Origin of the sequence: Shewanella sp. BJSY2023SW001 (assembly GCF_047314685.1) — a bacterium.
Classification (GTDB): Bacteria; Pseudomonadota; Gammaproteobacteria; order Enterobacterales; family Shewanellaceae; genus Shewanella; species Shewanella indica.
Genome location: NZ_JBKORF010000031.1, coordinates 781 through 20,567, shown reverse-complemented (window position 1 = coordinate 20,567; position 19,787 = coordinate 781). Strand labels below are relative to the sequence as shown.

Sequence of the window (19,787 nt, the reverse complement as noted above, 5' to 3'; positions counted from 1 at the left end):
ACTCTTACCCCTTAGTTGACCGTATGACAGTCACGGCACAGCTTGCTGTGCTGTGTGCCAGTTGCTTGCTTCATTGGATCGTCCAACGGGTGCAGCTTGTGGCAGGCGGCGCAGCTCAACTTGTCGGCGTGAACATTGTGGGTCCACTCTTTCTCAGCCAATTTCTGTGGCTGGTGACACTTGAGACAAGTGGCATTCTGGGTTGCTGGGGCAATCCCTTCCTGAGGAGTAAAAACTCTTAAATCATTGGGCTTTCTTGGATGTTTTCCTTTTTCCCCATGACAGGTGCTACAACTCATATTGAGCTGATCCTGACCATGGTGTCCCTGCATTAAGCCATTGCGTTTGTGACACTTCACACAGGGATCACTGTTGATTTTCAACGCGGTCTCGGCATAGGCAATGCCGCTTACCCCCAACAAACAGGTCATAGAGGCCGCGCCTAATATTGCACGCCATCGAATACTGGACATCTCGGGTCCTCACTTTCAATTGGATATACAGGGACTCAAAGGTAGCGGCCTAAACCGCCACCCGTTATTGCAGCCTAAGCTGTCAACATCTGCTCAAGGTGCTGTGCATCCAGGGGATTGGAGCGTTTCATATCGATGAGGCGAACGTTGAGCTTTTCAAGTAGGCTCTTTGAGTTGGCGCTTTCAGCATCACTGAAATCTGAAATTACCATTTTTATTTCTGAAGAATTCTGATCTATCAATACATAGTCCAGGCGCGAGTGACTCGCGGTCGCATGTGGGTCAATATCAACCACTGACTCCAACGCCACATTGCTACAAACTTCGTATCGACCATTGGTTAAAGACTTCAGAGATTTAAAAAAATCTAAACTCTGCTTGTCAAAGAACCTATTTTTGAGCTTTATCTCTTCGGCATTCTTTTCATCTGACTTAAAGAACTTGATACATGTCATCACAAACACCACCAGCACGAATGGCACTGCAATAAAAAGCACGAAGTAGATAAAGGCATAACTTAGAATAACTGAAGTATCCATATAACCCTCCAAACATCATTTTTAGTTTTAATACGCTTATTGCGCAGTTGAATTATTACTATCTACAGCAATATTAATTTTGATCGTCATCAAATAACCGTTGAGGAAAAGATTGAAAGATCGAAACATAAGACACTGACTACATTGCTATTTTCTAGAAAACGTTCTGCTAAAAATAAGAAATAGCATTTAGATAAAGCGATATTTGGAAATGTATTATTTCACTATGTGAAATACACACAGTTAATGAGAATCTCTCTCACAAACCTCTTTAAATTAGTCAAAAAAACAGCATTTAGTGATCTAGAATACAGAATCGAAAATAGCTTCGAATAAAATTATTCTTTCTGAAAAAACAGGTTAATATAGATGCTGAAGGTACCACTAAAGGAGTATTGCAGATGAACCATATTGACTTTGAAAAGCTGGATATTTTGAGCCTTTCCATCCTTGTTAGCTTATATGAAAACAAATCTGCAACACACGTTTCAAAGCTTTTAAATGTACCAGCCCCAAAAATAAGCCGTTGTTTAAAAACTGCCAGATCTATTTTTGGTAACGAACTATTTCTAAGAAAAAAGTATGGCCTTATTCCCAATGAATTTGCGGCTAAGGTTTACCCTATTGCCAAAGAAATAGTGAACAGTGCCAAGGGCTTCAATCAGCTTGGCAATCCAGCTATGGCGGGCAATAAAAACTTTGAACTTGTCACGCCGGGTCTTATCTCTTACGCCTATCCCAAGGCCTTGATGCAGGCCATTAAACAACAGAACAAACAGCTGCATATCAATTTGAATTCCTGGAGCTGTAACTCATTGCAAGGGCTCATAGATGGCAACATCAGTGCAGGACTTTGCAGTTGTCACTACCCACAAGAACTGCAATCTATAGGCAGCAAATTACAGATTGAAGCCCTGAGAAAACTAGATAGCCTCTACCTTATCTGCAACAAGAATCATCCGCTGCTCTCCCGCGAGCTAACGTTGGAAACCATCGCCGAGTATCCTTACATCAACACAGATTTGAGCATAGGCCCCAACACTCTAAGCCCATTTGAAGATTACTGCCGGATCAACAATCTGGATTTGAATGTCGAAATGACTATCACCGGCATCTCCTCCCTGAGTGCCTATCTGGAAGCCTCACAGGCGGTGGCTTTGGTGCCCTACAAGGCGGTATTCGATCTGTTGGGCGAAGAACCTCTGCTACACCTTTGCAAGCTGTCGGAAATGGAAACCACTCGCCTGTTCAATGTCACTGAGCCGCTGACACTGACACTGCTTAGTCCCAGCGGCCAACAAGACCCGGATCTGGAATGGATACGTTCACAGTTGCGTTTGGTGAGCGGGACCTTACTGTAGGCTTGTGATAACAATCTAAATAGGATCTCAGCCCGCTCTTTACGACTTGAAGTATACAGACAGATTTGCCCAAGAGTTCATACAATAGCGCTGCCAAAAGCGGTACACTAATGCGCATTCGATACTGGGTAAGCCGTCTATGCAAATCAATTCTCACGCCGAACTCAATCTCCTTTGGGGTTCCCTCATACTTGAAGAACTGGCACGCCTTGGGGCTCAGCATGTGTGCATGGCACCGGGCTCGCGCTCAACGCCTCTGACACTGGCAGCCGCCCGCCAGGACAAACTGAAACAACATCTGCACTTTGATGAGCGAGGACTGGGCTTTATGGCACTCGGACTCGCCAAAGCCAGTCGAGCTCCGGTGGCCATTATCACCACCTCGGGAACAGCCGTGGCCAATTTGTATCCGGCCATAGTCGAGGCCTGGTTAACTCAAGTCCCCTTGGTCGTGCTTTCCGGCGACAGACCGCCGGAGCTGATAGCTTGCGGCGCCAACCAAGCCATACTCCAACCGGCGATTTTCGGCCAATATGCCAAGCAGTTAAACCTGCCGACACCGGATCTGGCCATAGCTCCCCAAGCGCTGCTGACTCAGATTGATGAAGCCGTGGCCAACCAAAGCATGCCGGTCCACATCAATTGCATGTATCGTGAGCCACTGTACCCAAGCAGCCTGGATGCCCCCAGAAGTCAAGCCATAGAGCATTACCTGCAACCTCTGACGAACTGGCAACAGGCAAGCACACCCTATAACCAATATGCAGCTGTAGGCATGGGACAAGTCCCCAGTTGGGATACCATGGCGCGTTTTGTTCACGGCAAGGGTGTTATCATCGCCGGCACCCTGGATAGTGCCGATAATCCACAAAAGTTGGTCGAACTGGCCAGCAAACTCGGTTGGCCGCTGCTGACAGATGCCCAGTCTCAGCTGCGCCAACATCCTGCCGCGATAGGCAATGTCGACCAACTGCTGCTCAACCCCAAGGGCCGAGCCCTGCTGCAACAAGCCGACCGGGCACTGGTGTTTGGTGGACGCCTGCTGTCGAAACGCTTAATAAGTTATCTTGAACAGCAGAACTGGCACCAATATTGGCAAGTATTGCCGCAGCAGATGCGCCTGGATCCCAGCCATAAACCCAAGCAGCTCTGGCTGGCAGAGCTGCAGCAGATAGCCGCGCTTGAGTGGCCACGCTCGTCCTCCGCCAATTGGGCGCTGGAGCTCACCGCCCAGAATGAGGCGCTCAATGAGCTCTTTGTACGCCAAATAGATAACGGCGAGTTCGGTGAGGCCCAGGTGATCAGGGCCATAGCGGCAACCCGCACCGGCGAACAACAGCTGTTTATCGGTAATAGCTTGCCGGTGCGGCTTTATGATATGTTCGCGCCCATCAGTTGCTGCGCCGCCATCACCTACACCAACCGCGGTGCTTCGGGGATAGATGGCCTGCTGGCAAGTGCCTGCGGCGTCGCCAACCACAAGGGTCAGGCCACCACCTTGGTGCTCGGCGATCTATCGGCGCTGCACGACCTCAACTCTCTGGCGCTGGCACGCCAGGCTCAGGGGCCGTTGGTGATAGTGATACTCAACAATGATGGCGGCAATATCTTCAATATCCTGCCGGTGCCGGACGAGCAAGTAAGGGCTCACTATTACCGATTAAGCCACGGACTGGAGTTTGGTTATGGTGCGGCCATGTTTGGCCTGCCCTACAATAGGGTAGAAGACTTCCAAGGCTTTATGGATGCCTACAGTGAAGCACTCAACTATAACGGCGCCTCGGTCATCGAGGTTTGCGTCAGCCAAACCCAGGCCAGCGACCAGATAGCCAGCATAGGCCAATGGGTAAAACAAAGCTGATGTTAGCCACAACGACTCAGGGTTCAGCAACCCAGCCGCCTTTGGTGCTGCTGCACGGTTTTCTCGGCAGCAGCTATGATTGGCGCGAGTTGCTGCCGCTCCTGAGTCAGGACTACTACTGTATTGCGGTCGATCTCCCGGGACATGGCCGCAGCGGTGATATCCAAATCGACAGCCCAGGCTTCAGTGACTGTGTTGCCTTGCTGCGTCATACACTGCTCAAGGCCGGCATCGCGCGCTTTCACTTGTTGGGATACTCGCTTGGTGGCCGTATCGCACTGCATCTGGCTCAAACCTGGCCCGAGGCGTTGCTGAGCCTGCATCTTGAGTCCTGTCACCCGGGCCTGTTATCCCATGATGAACGTCAGCAGAGGGCGATGGCCGATAAGCTGTGGGCCGAACGTTTTAACACTATGCCGATTGAACAAGTGCTGGCCCTCTGGTATCAGCAAGCGGTATTTGCCGACCTATCAAGCGCCGAGCGAGAAGGTTTAATTGAGAAACGCCGCCATCAGCAGCCGCTTGGCCTAATCAGCTGTTACCAGGCCACTTCACTGGCACTGCAACAGGATCTGCGCCAGGTGCCGGCCAAGCTTGCTTGCCCAAGCCACTACTACCTCGGGGAGCAGGATGGCAAGTTTGGCGCTCTCGCCAAGGCCTGGCAGCCACAAGCCGGATTCAAGCTGCATACCATTGCCGATGCGGGCCATAATAGCCATCAGGCCCAACCCGGCGCTTTTGCCACGGCGCTCAAAGGCGCCCTGAACGCGATTTCAAGGGGTGAATGATGCATCCAGACTCACTGTCACTGGCCCGCTATAGGCTGCCGCTGGAAACCTCACTACCTGTGGGTAAGCAAAGAATCGAGCAGAGATCCGGGCTGATTATCAAGGCCAGTTGCGGCAACGAAGAACATTTTGTGGAAGTCGCCCCCTTGAGCGGCCTGGATGCCAACGGCGAGCCACTGCTGGGTTTTAGCCGTGAATCGCTGGCGGAGGTGACAGAAGCAGCCTTGGCACTGATGCAAGCACTGGCCGCCAAAGAGCTTAAGTTGAGTCAGGCGGCCGATGCCTGTCAGTATCCCTCACTCGCCTGGGGGCTAAGTCTGCTCGATGCCAAACTCAAGGGACAACTGCCACAGCGCTGGCCGGCCGTTGAAACCATCCCGCTCATCTACCACAGAGAAGAAGAGCCACTGGCGCTACTGCAACAAAGGCTGGCGGCGCTTCCCGATACGGTTCTCAGAGCCAAGATAAAAGTCGCCCAGACCAGCATGGTCCAAGAGCTCAGACTGATCCATGCTGTATTGGCCGCCAAACCTCATCTCAAACTCAGGCTGGATGCCAATCAGGGCTTTGAGTATCAACAAGCTGTGGATTTTTGCGCTTGTCTGCCCAAAACCAGCATTGAATATATTGAGGAACCCTGCCGCCGCGCCGACGATAATCCGGCCCTATTCAAGGCCACAGGGATCCGCTATGCCCTGGATGAAAGTCTGCTGCAAAGTGAGTTTGTACCTGACTGCAATGACTTCGCGAGCGGCCTGACCGCGCTGGTGCTTAAACCTATGTTGCTCGGCAGCTTAACCAGACTGCAAACCCTGATCGAACAGGCCGAAGCGGCCGGTGTGCGCGCCCTGTTGAGCTCCAGCCTGGAATCTTCTCTGGGAATTGCCGATCTGGAGGCGGTCAGTGCCCTCTTGACCCCCAATGAAGCCCCCGGACTGGATACTCTGGCGCCTTTCGGACGCGATATTATTGTCGGTCAAGGCCACAAACCCTGTCTGGACTTTGCCGAGCTGGAACTCTTGGGTCAGTGGCCCTGTCTGTAACCGCCAAGCTCTGACAGCCTCTGCAACCTCCAATTTCAGTAACAGGAGAGCACATGACCTACTCGCCCCTTCACCTCAGTGGCCAACAAACGCCGGATGCCATCGCCTTGGTAGAGGGCGGTATCTGCCATAGCTATCAGGCAGTAAGCCGGCAGGTGTTGGCGCTCGGCACCGAGCTGCGAGCCTTGGGGTTGCAGCGCGGGGATAAACTGGCCTGTGTGGCCACCAACTGCCGCGAGCTGATATTGCTGTATTGGGCTTGTCTGGATCTGGGGCTGCTCTTTTGCCCGCTGTCACCCAAGTTTCCGGATAGTCAGCTCCAGGAGCTGCTTGAGCGTTTTCATATTCGCTTTATCTGGTGTCCGGATAACACCAGAAATAAGCTTTGGCAAACGCGGGATATCACCCGAGTGCTGGCGGATTTTGCTATTCTCGAATCGAATGGTATCCCAGCCGAGATAGCCACGGTCTCGGCCGATACGCCGCTCAATATCATTCTTACCTCGGGCTCCAGTGGCAGCCCCAAGGCCGCAGTCCACTGCCTTAACAACCATATCGCCAACGCCAATGGCAGTCGGCAGTTGATCCATTTGGCAAATGGTGATGCCTGGTTACTCTCGCTACCGCTGTTCCATATTGGAGGTCTGGCCATTCTCAATCGCTGCGCCCTGGCCGCCGCGGCCGTGGTGCTGCCGGATAATGAGCTGACTATGGCAGCGCAGTTAAAGCGCGATGCCATCACTCATCTCTCATTGGTGGCCACCCAGTTGCAACGCCTATTGGACGACAACCCCGAAAGCCTTATGGGGGTAAAGTGCCTGCTACTTGGCGGCGGTGCCATAGGCCAAGGCCTGCTGGACCGGCTATCCCCCTTGAAAGTGAAATCCTTTACCAGTTACGGCATGACAGAGATGGGCTCGCAGATCACCACGGGATTCGCCCGCAGTGATGGCAGCAGTGGCCGCCTGTTACCCGGGCGCGAACTCAAAATAGAACAAGGAGTTATCTGGGTCAGGGGCGAGACCCTGTTTATGGGTTATCTGCAGCCGGATGGCAGCATAGTTAAAGAGACCCAAGACGGTTGGTTCTGCACCAAGGACAAAGGCTTCTGGAGCCTGGATGGGCTACTGCATATTCAGGGGCGGGTCGACAATATGTTTATCTGCGGCGGCGAGAATATTCAACCGGAAGAGGTGGAAGCGGCGCTGAAACGGCACCCGGCCATCCTGGATGCCATTGTCTTTGGTGAAGATAACCCTGAGTTTGGTTTACTACCGGCCGCCATTTTGCGTTATCGAGGCTCACAGGCGCCGAGCGAAGCCGAGTTGACTGCCTTCCTGGCAGACAAGCTGGCCCGTTTTAAACGCCCGAGGCACTATTATCCCTGGCCGCAACAGGTTGCCGAGGGGTTCAAAGTACAGCGCAAACAGGTTATTGCCGCTATCTGTTCAGCCATGAAGTCTTAAAAGTTCATTCTGTAAAAAGCGTTTACAAAAGTCAGCTTCACTCAATGGATGCGAAAAGTAAAATCCCTGTCCCAGATTGCAACCGAGATTTTGCAATAACTTAAGCTGGGCAGCCGTTTCAATACCTTCAATAACTAGCTGCATATCCAATGAATCCGAGAGCGCTATCACACTGGATATCGCCGCCTTACATCTGGGCTCTGTATCCAAACCTTCCACAAAGCAGGCATCCAGTTTCATCTGTGAAAAAGGCAGATCACACAGGCGAGCTAAAGATGAATGTGCGGCACCGAAATCATCAATCGCCAATTCACAACCCAACATACGTAAACGGATCAAATTCTCCATGTTGAGGGCCGGTGCCAATATAAGTCCAGACTCTGTTATCTCTATGGTAACCAACTTAGGCGGAAGCTTATAATCCCGAATCAATTTGGAAATTTGATATACAAGTTCAGTGGAGTTTAATTGGGAAATGTCAAGGTTGTAGGCAAGCGATAAGCGATAGTTCTGTTCCAACAATCGCTTTTGCAATTTGATCCCCTGATGGAATAATTGAAGAAACATCTCGTCCAGCAGGCCATAACGAATGAGAGGTTCAATAAACAGATTAGGATGCAGTAACCCAAACACGGGATGCTGCCATCGCGCCAACACTTCCGCTCCTTCTATTTGTAAATCAGTAACGCTGAACTTGGGTTGATAGAAACCAACAAATTGATGTTGCGTGACCGCATCCTTAAAATCCTTGAAGTTTAACGAAAACCAATCCGGATGTAACTCCGGCTCAGTTGGTATCTTCGGCGGCTCATTGAGCTCACGATAACACTTGATCATGGCATTCAAGTTTTCAATTGTGGGCGACTTAGCCAAATCACCCAGATACTGAAATCCCAATAGCTTAACCATCTGAGACACCGCCCGACGCAGATCTTTGTCAACATCACTATAAAGCGCTACCCCACGAATTTTGAATCTGGCTCTTGCCTGGCGCAAGAAAGACAAACCATCGGTTCCAGCCAACATCAAGTCGCAAATTACGATATCGACCTCCCTATGCTGTTGTAACCAGGAAAAAGCGGCTGTCGCGCAGCCAAAGCTGAAGACTTCCACACAAGTTAGCGACTTGAGGTTGTGCTCCAGCACAGTGCGTTGAAAAGGATGATCCTCAAGCACCAACACCTTGCATTTCTTCATTGTTTAAGCCAAAAAATAATATGGATATAAATGGCGGTCAGCATCATTTATCTGCAAAAATAGCCGACATTTGCTTTATTAAAATTAACCAAATCCTTATATGGCTATATTTACGCCAACACACCGAAAATGGTCTATATCACACTATTCCTAATTTACTTTGAAGCGATATATATTCAACCATATTATAGTAATTGTAAAACCCAAGAGAAAAGGCTGAAAGTTCAGTAGGAAATATCCTACTTACATGTAAATATTATTCTGCCACAATTGGCTTGAATGATAATGGGGGTAGAAGTTTAGAATATGAAGAAAATTATTGTTGTTGATGACCATCCTGTGGTGATTATGGCCATAAAAATCATACTCGAGCAAAATGGCTTTCATGTCATAGCCACAACAGATAATGGAGTTGACGCGCTGAAGCTCATTCGAGAGCATCAACCAGATGCCGTTATTCTGGATATAGGCATACCACAACTAGATGGTCTAGAGGTGATTAACAGGTTAAATAATGTGGACTTTCCACCTAAAATCCTGGTGTTGACGGCACAGCCATCCGAGTACTTTGTTACCCGCTGTATACAAGCAGGCGCCTCTGGTTTTGTCTCAAAACAAGAGGATCTAACTGAGGTTTTAGGGGCTTTGAGGGCGGTGTTATCTGGATATTCCTACTTTCCCAACAATGCTTACATTCATTATAAGCAGAACAAACAACTGCCGGAGTCAGATAAGTTGGCACAATTATCAGGCCGAGAAATGATGGTACTTCAACAACTGTCACACGGCCTTTCCAATAAAGAGATTGCCGATCGCATGTTACTCAGTAATAAAACCATAAGTACATATAAGACTCGTTTACTGGAAAAGCTTAACGCTCGTACCCTGGTCGATCTTATCGAAATATCCAAGAGAAATCATATTATATGAAGAAAGCACCACTTCTATTGGCGCTATACTTAATATTGCTTTTTGTCACTTTTACTTCAAAGCAAGCAAAAGGGGCTCAATTGCATACTCCAACACTCTCAGGCCATGCCAGTATGAGTGAAATAGAGATAGATTTAGCCGATGAGCAGTGGCAGTGGTTACAAACACAGCAAAGTATCCGGGTAGGAGTTACGACACCTGACAATCCACCTTTCGATATGACAATGGATGGCAACAGTGACTATTACGAGGGCTTGAGTGCCGATTACTTGCAGCTTCTTTCCGACCTCCTAAAAGTCAGAATAGAGCTACGTTTATTTAATAACAAAGAGGACGCTATCTTAGCTATCAAGGACGGCGAATTGGATCTGCTCACCGGGGCCTCTGATTACGAAGCATCCCAAGGATTACTACTAAGCCGGGCTTATGTCGATAACCAAGCTGCGTTATACACTTCAGAAAAACTGCCTTCAGAACAAGCTCCGACTCATATTGCCATGGCTTATGATTACCTGCCAGATGCCGACTTAACCACACTTCTTCCTAAAATCCAAATCACCCCCTATCCCTCCAAAATAAAAACGGTAGCCGCAGCTGTATTTGGTGAAGCTGATGCCGTTATCATGGATCTGTTTTCAGCCAACTATATTGTTAACAACTATTTTGCCAAGAAGTTACGGATTAAGAAATTATTGCCCGTTGATACTCAAGGCATAAGCTTTGCTTTAAGCAATGATAAACAGCAACTTAAAGAGATAATAGATGATGCATTAAATCAAATCCCGCAAAGTGAGCATTGGGCCATCAAAAAACGTTGGAGTGGAGGCGGCCTGAATCTATCCAAAAAAAACTCGGTCTGGATCTGACTGATACAGAATTAGCTTGGTTAAAGCGACATCAGCCTATAAGAATTGCAGCCAATAAGTTTAATGCACCTATGACCTATTTCGATCAAGAAGGCAGATTACATGGTTTCGCAGCTGATATTTTGGAGATTATAAAGCTTTATAGCGGGATTGACACTATCATTATCCAGACGCAAAACTTCCATGAAATTGCCAAGAGCCTACAAGATAACAGTGCTGATCTAGCATTGTTATCACCTTCAGATAAACGTAAAAAGGAACTGATTTTCACTAAAGAGTTAGCTTATGCTCCATTTGTATGGATCTCCCTTAAAAACTCTCACATCAATCAGCAAAAAAATAACTTAAAAATAGCCTTACCAACGGCACATATCTCTACGGAAATGTTACCTGAAGTATTACCTCAGATTAAAGTTCTAGAAGTAAGCAACTATATGGAAGCCCTTGAGGCCACGCTAAAAGGTAAGGTAGATGCCACTATAGCCCCGCTTGGGGTCGCAGATTATTACGTCAATCACTATTATGACCACAAACTTGAAATACAGGGTATTTTTGATAGTTTACCGCCGGCGACTGCAGCCTTTGCCACGAGCAAAGGTAACCCTGAATTAATCAGCATTCTCAATAAGGTTCTGGCCATTATTCCCGCAGATGAGTTGCAATCTATAGGAAATAGATGGCGCGGCAATGCCGTCCCCGGACAAGAGACCTGGCGTGACTATAAGTATACTATCTATTCCATCACTATTGCCGCTATATTGTTGATTACTGCATCTTTAATCTGGGCCTGGTTCACTCGTAGCCACTATCTCAAACGGTTAAAGGTAAAAAAGGAACTCCAAAAACAACTTATATTTATGCAAGAGGTTATTGACAGCATCCCCCACCCTATTTATGTACGCAATACAGAGCGTAAGCTAATTCTCTGCAATCAAAGTTATTTACAATTTTTCCACGTATCAGAACAGGAATTGATAAACAGAACAGTGTTGAAAAACGGTGACAGAATCAAAGATGTTCACACCATAGATCAAAAATATATTCAAGCCATAGATGAGAACAGAGCATGCTACGAAGATAGGCGTATATATATTGATGAAAAACCTATTGATGTGTATCACTGGTTCCGCCCTTATAAAAATGAACAAAATCAGATCCAGGGGATTGTCGGTGGATGGATAGATGTCAGCGACCGAATTGAATTAATGCAACAGTTGAGCCTAGCCAAGGAACAGGCCGAAAAGGCCAGCGTGGCCAAGACTCAATTTTTGGCGACTATGAGCCATGAAATACGCACCCCCATGAATGCGATTATAGGCTTGCTGGAGCTATCGATAAAACGCTCCCAGGAAAACTTGTATGATTTTAAGTCTATTCGTGTTGCTTATGACTCAGCCAAAGGGTTACTGGAACTGATTGGCGATATACTCGACATTGTTAGAATTGAGGCAGGGCAATTAAGCTTAAACCCTGTACAGACAGAACTAAGGCAAACGCTGGATTCGGTAATACGTATCTTCGAAGGTATTGCAACCCAAAAGGGCTTGCAATTATCGTTGGAAGTTGACCCTCAACTACCAACGTATGCGCTGCTAGACCCCCTAAGAATCAAACAGATACTGTCCAATCTAATAGGTAATTCCATAAAATTTACCGAGCAGGGCAATATAGTCCTCACAGCACTTAAAGCGAAAAACGCCGCAGGTCAGAATGAACTGGTCTTCCAAGTTGCCGATACAGGTATAGGCATGCCAATTGAAGAGCAACAGGACTTATTTAATCCTTTCGTTCAAGCCCAAAATGGTGCCCACAACAAAGGGGGAACCGGTCTGGGTTTACCTATATGCCGTTCCCTGTGTGAGATGATGGGCGGTTCTATTACTTTGGTTAGTGAACCAGGGCAAGGAACATGTATCAATATCCGAATACCTTTACAAATCGCCAATACCGATACTGCTGAAGAAAATCAAACCTCTTCTGTACCAGATGCCCTCCCAGCAACCCAAGCACAACATGTATTAATAGTCGATGACCATCCAGCCAACAGACTGCTGTTGTCACAGCAACTTAAATATATGGGGCACAGCATTGATGAAGCAAACGATGGTCAGGAAGCGCTCCAACTCTTCAACCAACACCCTTATCGAATCGTCATTACCGATTGTAATATGCCGGAGATGGATGGTTATGAGCTTAGCCGCAAGCTGAGACAACTTGAGAAAAGCCGTAATCTATCGCCAGCTGTTATCTTAGGTTACACAGCCAATGCCCAGCTGGAAGTCAAAAAAATCTGCATCGCCGCAGGCATGAATGATTGCCTGTTTAAGCCTATCAGTTTATCTGAGCTTAAAAGCACCTTGGATAGCTTCCATCAAGTACTTGAACAAGATGTTCCAAAGCCCAGCTTCCTACCTAGTACATTGGATAAATTAACCGGTGGCAATTTAATGCTAACAGAGCAGTTACTACATGAATTATTGAATGCCAATGAAGCTGACCTAATAAGTTTGAAATCAGCATTGAAAGATGGGGATGAAGATAAGACCAAGAGTATAGCCCACAAAATTAAAGGTGCGGCGAAGATTATTTCAGCTACTTCCATAGTCAAACATTGCGAGCAGTTAGAACAGGCAGAAACCCTAGAAGAAGCAAGTGTGTATCTGGTTACACTCAGTAATTCATTGGAGCATCTTGCTGAAGATATAAAAGCATACCTAATTTCAGAGAAAAACGAAACGATAGATTTTACAAGGCGTTGTTGACTAAAAGCATTTCGAACTATTGCCTCCGTTTTTGAAGCCGAAGGAATGCGGCTTTCCGACATACACACGGCATCTATCGATAGCGAAGGCAGAACATTCCAGAAGCTAGGACATAAATTTCAGTGGAAAATATGTTTAGTCAACAACGCCATTTTACAATCTAAATTTAGCTTAAATTTTCTATAAAATAAAACACCCAAGTTATTTCAACAACAAACACAAACTTGGCTACAAAGTAAACTATAAATATTTTTGCTGTGACCTTCTCGGCATCAACAGATTTTACCGCTTGATATTTATGGTACGCATGGCTATTATAAAAGTTTAATATTTATCAAAAGATTAATAGATTGCGACAATTGAACAACTAGATATTACACATAAGATTAAAAAACTATAAAAAGCATCACCCGTGTAGGACTTTTCCTATAGGGTTATTGTCATTTCCGATCCAATCCCAATCCTCTTTCATTCTAGTCACTACTAATTGTAGTATCAGCATCGAAGTGGTTCGAGCTTAGCTTGAAAATATGAAGCTCAATTTTAAGTTGAGATCTTAGGTTTTCCTAGGCTTCTAAATTCTACAAGTATAAAAGCGCATACCACCTATTCTTTAAATATTAAGGATTAATAGGTACACATATGAAGAAAATAATTGTATTAGCGGTATCTTTAGCTGGTTATGCTTCTCTAGGAACAGCTAACGCAGCATCAACAGGTACTATTCAATTCGTTGGTGAAATCACTGGAGCCACTTGTAATGCTACGGTTAATGGCACAGGCAACGCCACCGTAACACTGCCAACTGTCAGTAACAGTCAACTTCAAGCGGCTGGTAATACCGCCGGGAAAACCAGCTTTACCGTTGAGTTAAGTGATTGTACTGCACTAGGTACTATGACTCAGGGTTCTGCTTTCTTCGAGAGCGGCTCAGCAGTCAATATAGCAACTGGTCGTCTTAAAAATACCGCGGCAAACAATGCCGCAAGTAACGTGACATTGCAGTTACGTGACGCTTCATCTGATACAGCAATCAAAGTTGGCGACTCGAGCCAAACTACTACAAACACTTATGTCAATTTGCCAACCACAGCCGGAGGTAAGGCTCAACTTCCTTACACTGTAGAATATTATGCTGAAAATGCGGTGACTGCGGGTAAGGTTAATTCATCAGTAGTTTATTCAATCCAATATAAGTAAACCTTTTATTAAATAAGATATATAGGGGGGGATCTCCCCCCCCTATCATCAAAAAGGATAATACAGTGCTTCGCTTCTTTTACCTTATTCTAATTATGGTTACATTAATATGTACTATAGGAGTTGCACCACAAGCATTAGCCAGCGTGGTGATTACTGGCACTCGTGTAATTTACCCTTCTGATGCGAATGAGGTGAGTGTAAAGCTGGATAACAGGGGAGAAACTCCTGTTTTGGTTCAAAGCTGGATTGACAATGGTGAAATTGATGAAAAACCTGACTTCATCGATGTTCCATTTATCATTACTCCTCCTGTAAATAGAATTGATCCAGATAAGGGACAGACTCTAAGAATACGTTACACAGGGGATACTCTTCCGACTGATAGGGAGAGTTTATTTTGGCTAAACGTACTTGAAATCCCTGCAAAACCAAGCTCAGAAAGCAATGAAAACTATTTGCAAATGGCGTTTAGAACGAGAATAAAGCTATTTTACCGACCAAACTCATTAGCGTTTGACGTTAAGGATTCTATAGAAAAGATCAGTTTCAACCGACTAGACAATGACACTGTAAGAGTTGATAACCCAACTCCTTTCCACATTTCCTTCGCCAAGATAGTATCCAATGAAAAAGAAATAGAAGGAGAGATGGTATCGCCACATTCATCGTTGAAGTTCCAACTACCTAACCGAATAGGAAGTAAAGTTGAAGCCACTTATATCAATGATTACGGCGCCATGAAACTTCAGGAATATTTAGTTAAATAATTAATAGCCTAATATGGATAACAATATTGGCATCAGCTAAATAACTAAATCGAGGTCAAATTGAAAAAATTACCAATCAGTAATTTTATTACATTATTAGTAGTGGGCTATACACTATCATTTGGCTGTAGGATAACTCTTGCTGATACCTCCCCATCTGTTGGTGCATCATCTACTAGCGTTACATTTGATTCATCTCTATTGAACATGGTGGGATCAGATAGCTTCGATTTAAGCTATTTTCAAGATGGCGCATCTGCTCTTCCTGGAAATTATAAGTCGGCAGTATATATCAATGGGGTATTACTTGGCTATTACAATGTTGAATTCAAGGTAGACAATAAGAAAAAGGTATATCCATGCCTGAGTCAAAAATTGATAAAAGACATTCAATTCAATCCAGATGAATTACCCATACCCATTGATAAAAATATCGATTCATGCATTGACTTGAAAAATCACATCTCTACGGCATACGTTAACTATGATAGCGGAACTCAACACCTTGACATTATTGTGCCTCAAGCCTATCTGTACAATAAGGCAAGGGGGGAAGTTCACCCTGAACTATGGGATGAGGGCATCAACTCTGGTATTTTTGGATACAATATCAATGGTTATAGTAGCCGTTCCAATGGAGAAAATTACAACTCATTATTTGCCAACTTTAGAACCGGAATCAATATCGGAGCATGGCAACTAAGACATAATGGTAACTACTCTTCAATTGAAGGAGGAAGAGAGAACTATAACGCTATAAATACATATATACAACGTGATATCCCTTCATGGAGAAGTAGTGCTTTAGTTGGACAATCAAATACTTCTGGACAAATATTTGACACCTTACCTTTCGTTGGACTTCATTTGGCAAGCGATAGAAGAATGTTACCTGAATCTCAGCAAGGCTACGCACCTCAAATAAGAGGTGTAGCTAAAACTAATGCGCGAGTTTTTATCCGCCAAAATGATCAAATCATTTATGAAACCAATGTAACTCCCGGTGAATTTCTAATTAACGATCTCTATCCTACCGGTTTTGGTGGGGATCTTGTTGTTACTGTAAGAGAATCTGATGCCAGTGAACACTCATTTAAAGTACCCTACGCTTCTGTAACCCAGTTGTTAAGGCCAGGTACAATACACTATGAATTTACCGCAGGTAAAATTCATAGTGATAGCTTATTAAGTAATCCTGATATCTATCAGGCGACTTACCAGTATGGTGTCAATAATACCTTTACTAGTTATGGTGGACTCCAGGCCAGTGATGATTATTACGCCGTGCAACTTGGTGGTGCTATCGGTTCTTCCATTGGTGCATTTGCTCTGGATATTACCCACGCAAGAACCCGCTTGGGAGACGGAGTTGAACCTATGGATATTAGTAAGAGAGTAGAAAATATAACAGGACAAAGTTATCGACTAAGCTATAGTAAGGCTATCAGCGAAACAAACACTAACTTGTCATTGGCTGCATATCGATTCTCAACCGATGGGTATATGGACTTTATGACAGCAATGCATACCCGTGATGCTGTATCTTTAGGAGATTCACCAGAGAATATTTTCAGATCTAAAAATCGCTTTACTGTTACCGCAGCACAGAGTTTACCTAATAATTGGGGACAATTTTATTTAAGTGGCTCATTACAAGATTATTGGAACCAAAAAGGGACAGAAAAGCAATATCATTTTGGATATAACAATCGTTATAAAATTTTGTCTTATGGTTTAAGTATAAACCGTAGCTTTTCCAGTATAGGAACAGAAGAAACCAACTATTTATTGAGCTTTAGTCTGCCCCTTGGAAAAAGTAACTTCTCGCCGCAGATGATGGTAGACCTTTCCCATGACACCAATGGCAATAATAGCCAGCAGTTGGCAGTATCTGGTGTATATGGAGCCGAAAGTGAATTAGGTTATGGTGCAACTATTACCAATACTGATAACGGCGGAACCAGTCATTCACTCAACGCCAATTATCGAGGGCATGCAACCACACTAACAGGTAGTTATAGCCATGGAAATAACTACAACAGCGCTGCGGCAGGGATTAATGGCACTGTCATAGCACATTCAGGTGGAATAACACTCACCCCCTATGTAGCCAATACCTTTGCCTTGATTGAAGCTATAGGTGCTGAGGGAGCAAGTGTATCTTCATATCCTGGTATTCATCTTGATAGCAATGGTTATGCTGCCGTACCTTATTTGAAACCTTATCAGATAAACGAGATTAACATTGATCCAAAAGGAACCTCTGCCGGGGTTGAATTGGAATCTACTTCTCAGAAAGTAGCCCCTCATGCAGGAGCTGTGGTGAAGTTAAGCTATAAAACCAAGCAGGGTAATCTGATTTTGGTCAAAGCAACCTATGAAGGAAACCCATTACCATTTGGGGCTTATGTTACAGATGGTCAAAACAATCATGTTGGCACTGTAGGCCAAGGTGGCGTTCTTTATGCCAGAGTCGATAAAAACAGTGGACAATTAAATATAAAATGGTCAGAACCTGATTCAAAAAGTTGCTCAATTGATTATGAAATAAAGAAAGATTTACCAAATGGGATCCATAAATTCAAAGCTGCTTGCCACTAACCAACTGAATTAACAAGCTTAGAAAAGTTTCACCTAAAGTAACAGGTAGATTAAGATGAAGTGTATAAAAAAATTTTTTTGGATCTTCTTATTGTTAGTCATAGGAGGATACTCTAGCGTAGCGGAAGCGATCCAATGTTCTCGAACCTCATCTTTAGTTAACGCACAAATGCCTTTGGCTGTAAATAACTTAACTGTTGGCCCTGACACGCCTAACGGCACAGTTATATTTAGGCAAGATTTTCGCGTAGGACAAAGGCTATCCGTACATTGCACCCCTTCAAGCTCGCCATATCAAATTTATAGGAGTTATAATTATACACGCATGCCATTGCCTAGTTCGCAATGGTATGGCGGACCTTATCCTAGAGCAACTATTTATCAAACCGGAGTGCCGGGTATTGGCGTAATGATATTAGCAGAGAATAGGCCTTTACCTATAGATATAAAAGCTAACGAAGTCACACCAGCGAATCAGTTCACTAATTATAATTTAAACTTAGGCATGGTTTTATTTTTCATTAAAATAGGAAATGTACAACCGGGAACTATTAGAGGATTTAACTTACCTTCCAGCAACATAAGGTTTAAAGCGCCTGGTGCTAATGTTTTATTGGCAAGATTAGCAATCACCGGCTCTATCAATATAGTGTCGCAAACGTGCAGGGTATCGAATGTGACTGTCCCTATGGGACAGCATAAGATAGGTGATAAATTAACAGGAAAAGGGAAAACCACTGAATGGGTCGACGCATCCATCAGGCTGACTAACTGTCCGAGATTTTACGGCACCCTAAAAGATGGTAAAAATACCAACTACAATTACACCACAGGCGTAGTGAACACCGGAAATTACACTCAAAATGCGTTGGGAGTATCAATATCACCTAACACAAGTACGGTAGATAATAGTGCAGGTATTATGAGTATCAAGTCCGGAACCAATAGCGCTCAAGGTGTTGCCATTCAGCTTGCCGAGTTTTCCAATCGTAGATTTAACAATTATATAAAGTTTGGAACTCCTTGGATATATACTTTATCAAATGAAAATAGTACAACTTTTACCATTCCACTGAGAGCAAGATATATCCAAACCGAATCAGAAGTCACTCCCGGTAGAGCTGATGCCACGGCTACTTTTACCTTGACATACAAGTAACATTAATAAAAAGAATAGTTTTAAAAAAGGCAGCCAGATGGCTGCCTTTTCTATCAATTTTTTAATCAAGGATAATACTGAAATAAACTTAAGAACAGTAAGGTTGAAAATCAGCCTAATGTCATAATCAAGGAGGCTCGCCAACGACGATAATGATATGGCAAAATAGGTTGTGGCAAGACCCAGCGAGATTCACTGTCACTCTTGTAAAGCGGAATATCTTGGCTTCTTAAGAAACGCTCCAAACGAAAAGGGTGTAAACGACAAAAAATAATGTCACAGCCTGCCAACTGCTCAACGTGTAACTCATCTTTTGATATGCAAAGTCCAGCATCCATCAGCCAATAAAGTGTCTGATGATAAATTTCATATTTATGCTGTTTTAGAAAAGCTATGCCCCAACCTGGTTCAGCCGTTAATGCCAACTCTCGGTAAGTTCTGAAATCCATTTACAGCCTCCAAAAGATAGTTTAGGCAGACTATAAAGGCTTGCTTCAATTATATCGTTAAGAAAAATCTCTATTAATGTAAGAAAGTTCTGACATTGAAGTTCTGTCAAATCTCATTACTAGTAACCTGTCCAAATAACTCTCTTTCATGACATTGCTGACTAAAACAGACTAAAAATATTTTCCATAGTAAGCTAATAGCGGGTTTTCTAGACGGCGTTGTTGCCTAAATAAGCGGAACCTTTTTCGCTTTCCATGATCTGATCTTGCATAACAGGTCTTCGGTCAGTTTCATGGGTAAGTCAGAACGCAATATCACCAA

At 44.8% G+C, this 19,787-nt stretch carries 16 protein-coding genes; 12 read left to right on the top strand and 4 right to left on the bottom strand.

Annotated elements, in window-relative coordinates; genetic code table 11:
- Positions 1-11 precede the first annotated feature (11 nt).
- Both ACMHXH_RS07365 and ACMHXH_RS07360 read right to left on the bottom strand, forming a co-directional pair.
- Entirely contained in the window at positions 12-473 is a 462-nt protein-coding gene (locus tag ACMHXH_RS07365; protein ID WP_039035724.1) for a cytochrome c3 family protein, read from the bottom strand.
- Positions 474-547: 74 nt separating this feature from the next.
- Positions 548-1,012: a hypothetical protein gene (locus ACMHXH_RS07360; RefSeq protein ID WP_039035723.1), complete on the bottom strand. Its 465-nt coding sequence runs from the start codon at positions 1,010-1,012 to the stop codon at positions 548-550.
- A 638-nt stretch (positions 1,013-1,650) separates the two neighbouring features.
- On the opposite strand from ACMHXH_RS07360, the gene ACMHXH_RS07355 reads away from it, so the two are divergent.
- The 5 genes from ACMHXH_RS07355 to menE all read left to right on the top strand — a co-directional run bounded on the left by ACMHXH_RS07355 (position 1,651) and on the right by menE (position 7,531).
- Positions 1,651-2,373 (top strand): LysR family transcriptional regulator substrate-binding protein, encoded by a 723-nt coding sequence (locus ACMHXH_RS07355; RefSeq protein WP_160289587.1) that lies wholly within the window; start codon positions 1,651-1,653, stop codon positions 2,371-2,373.
- A 139-nt stretch (positions 2,374-2,512) separates the two neighbouring features.
- Positions 2,513-4,234: a 2-succinyl-5-enolpyruvyl-6-hydroxy-3-cyclohexene-1-carboxylic-acid synthase gene (menD, locus tag ACMHXH_RS07350; RefSeq protein WP_039035721.1), complete on the top strand. Its 1,722-nt coding sequence runs from the start codon at positions 2,513-2,515 to the stop codon at positions 4,232-4,234.
- On the top strand, positions 4,216-5,022 hold the full coding sequence (menH, locus tag ACMHXH_RS07345) for a 2-succinyl-6-hydroxy-2,4-cyclohexadiene-1-carboxylate synthase (protein ID WP_233962987.1): 807 nt from the start codon (positions 4,216-4,218) through the stop codon (positions 5,020-5,022). Before menD ends, menH begins: the two co-directional genes overlap by 19 nt.
- Positions 5,022-6,065: an o-succinylbenzoate synthase gene (menC, locus tag ACMHXH_RS07340; RefSeq protein WP_413737899.1), complete on the top strand. Its 1,044-nt coding sequence runs from the start codon at positions 5,022-5,024 to the stop codon at positions 6,063-6,065. Before menH ends, menC begins: the two co-directional genes overlap by 1 nt.
- 53 nt (positions 6,066-6,118) lie before the next feature.
- The gene (menE, locus tag ACMHXH_RS07335; RefSeq protein WP_039035719.1) at positions 6,119-7,531 is read left to right on the top strand and encodes an o-succinylbenzoate--CoA ligase; all 1,413 of its coding nucleotides are present in this window, start codon (positions 6,119-6,121) and stop codon (positions 7,529-7,531) included.
- On the opposite strand, the gene ACMHXH_RS07330 is transcribed toward menE, so the two are convergent.
- Positions 7,514-8,728 carry an EAL domain-containing protein gene (locus ACMHXH_RS07330; protein ID WP_039035718.1) on the bottom strand — a complete coding sequence of 405 codons (1,215 nt, stop codon included), beginning with the start codon at positions 8,726-8,728 and terminating at the stop codon, positions 7,514-7,516. The genes menE and ACMHXH_RS07330 overlap by 18 nt on opposite strands.
- 306 nt (positions 8,729-9,034) lie before the next feature.
- On the opposite strand from ACMHXH_RS07330, the gene ACMHXH_RS07325 reads away from it, so the two are divergent.
- The 7 genes from ACMHXH_RS07325 (at position 9,035) to ACMHXH_RS07295 (ending at position 19,016) form a co-directional block, all read left to right on the top strand.
- Positions 9,035-9,658, top strand: a complete 624-nt coding sequence (locus ACMHXH_RS07325) for a response regulator transcription factor (protein WP_039035717.1) — start codon at positions 9,035-9,037, stop codon at positions 9,656-9,658.
- The gene (locus ACMHXH_RS07320; protein ID WP_413737896.1) at positions 9,655-10,524 is read left to right on the top strand and encodes a transporter substrate-binding domain-containing protein; all 870 of its coding nucleotides are present in this window, start codon (positions 9,655-9,657) and stop codon (positions 10,522-10,524) included. The genes ACMHXH_RS07325 and ACMHXH_RS07320 overlap by 4 nt, the downstream gene beginning before the upstream one ends.
- Complete coding sequence (locus tag ACMHXH_RS07315; protein ID WP_413737894.1) at positions 10,455-13,286, top strand: ATP-binding protein; 2,832 nt, start codon at positions 10,455-10,457, stop codon at positions 13,284-13,286. The genes ACMHXH_RS07320 and ACMHXH_RS07315 overlap by 70 nt, the downstream gene beginning before the upstream one ends.
- A gap of 642 nt (positions 13,287-13,928) precedes the next feature.
- Positions 13,929-14,486: a fimbrial protein gene (locus tag ACMHXH_RS07310; RefSeq protein ID WP_071475519.1), complete on the top strand. Its 558-nt coding sequence runs from the start codon at positions 13,929-13,931 to the stop codon at positions 14,484-14,486.
- Positions 14,487-14,551: 65 nt separating this feature from the next.
- Positions 14,552-15,256 carry a molecular chaperone gene (locus tag ACMHXH_RS07305; protein ID WP_202932881.1) on the top strand — a complete coding sequence of 235 codons (705 nt, stop codon included), beginning with the start codon at positions 14,552-14,554 and terminating at the stop codon, positions 15,254-15,256.
- Between the two features lie 60 nt (positions 15,257-15,316).
- Complete coding sequence (locus tag ACMHXH_RS07300; protein WP_143078330.1) at positions 15,317-17,857, top strand: fimbria/pilus outer membrane usher protein; 2,541 nt, start codon at positions 15,317-15,319, stop codon at positions 17,855-17,857.
- A gap of 55 nt (positions 17,858-17,912) precedes the next feature.
- Positions 17,913-19,016 carry a fimbrial protein gene (locus ACMHXH_RS07295; protein WP_082014359.1) on the top strand — a complete coding sequence of 368 codons (1,104 nt, stop codon included), beginning with the start codon at positions 17,913-17,915 and terminating at the stop codon, positions 19,014-19,016.
- 110 nt (positions 19,017-19,126) lie between these two features.
- Here the strand turns inward: ACMHXH_RS07295 and ACMHXH_RS07290 are convergent, their stop codons facing one another.
- Entirely contained in the window at positions 19,127-19,465 is a 339-nt protein-coding gene (locus tag ACMHXH_RS07290) for a hypothetical protein (protein ID WP_143078329.1), read from the bottom strand.
- Positions 19,466-19,787 lie beyond the last annotated feature (322 nt).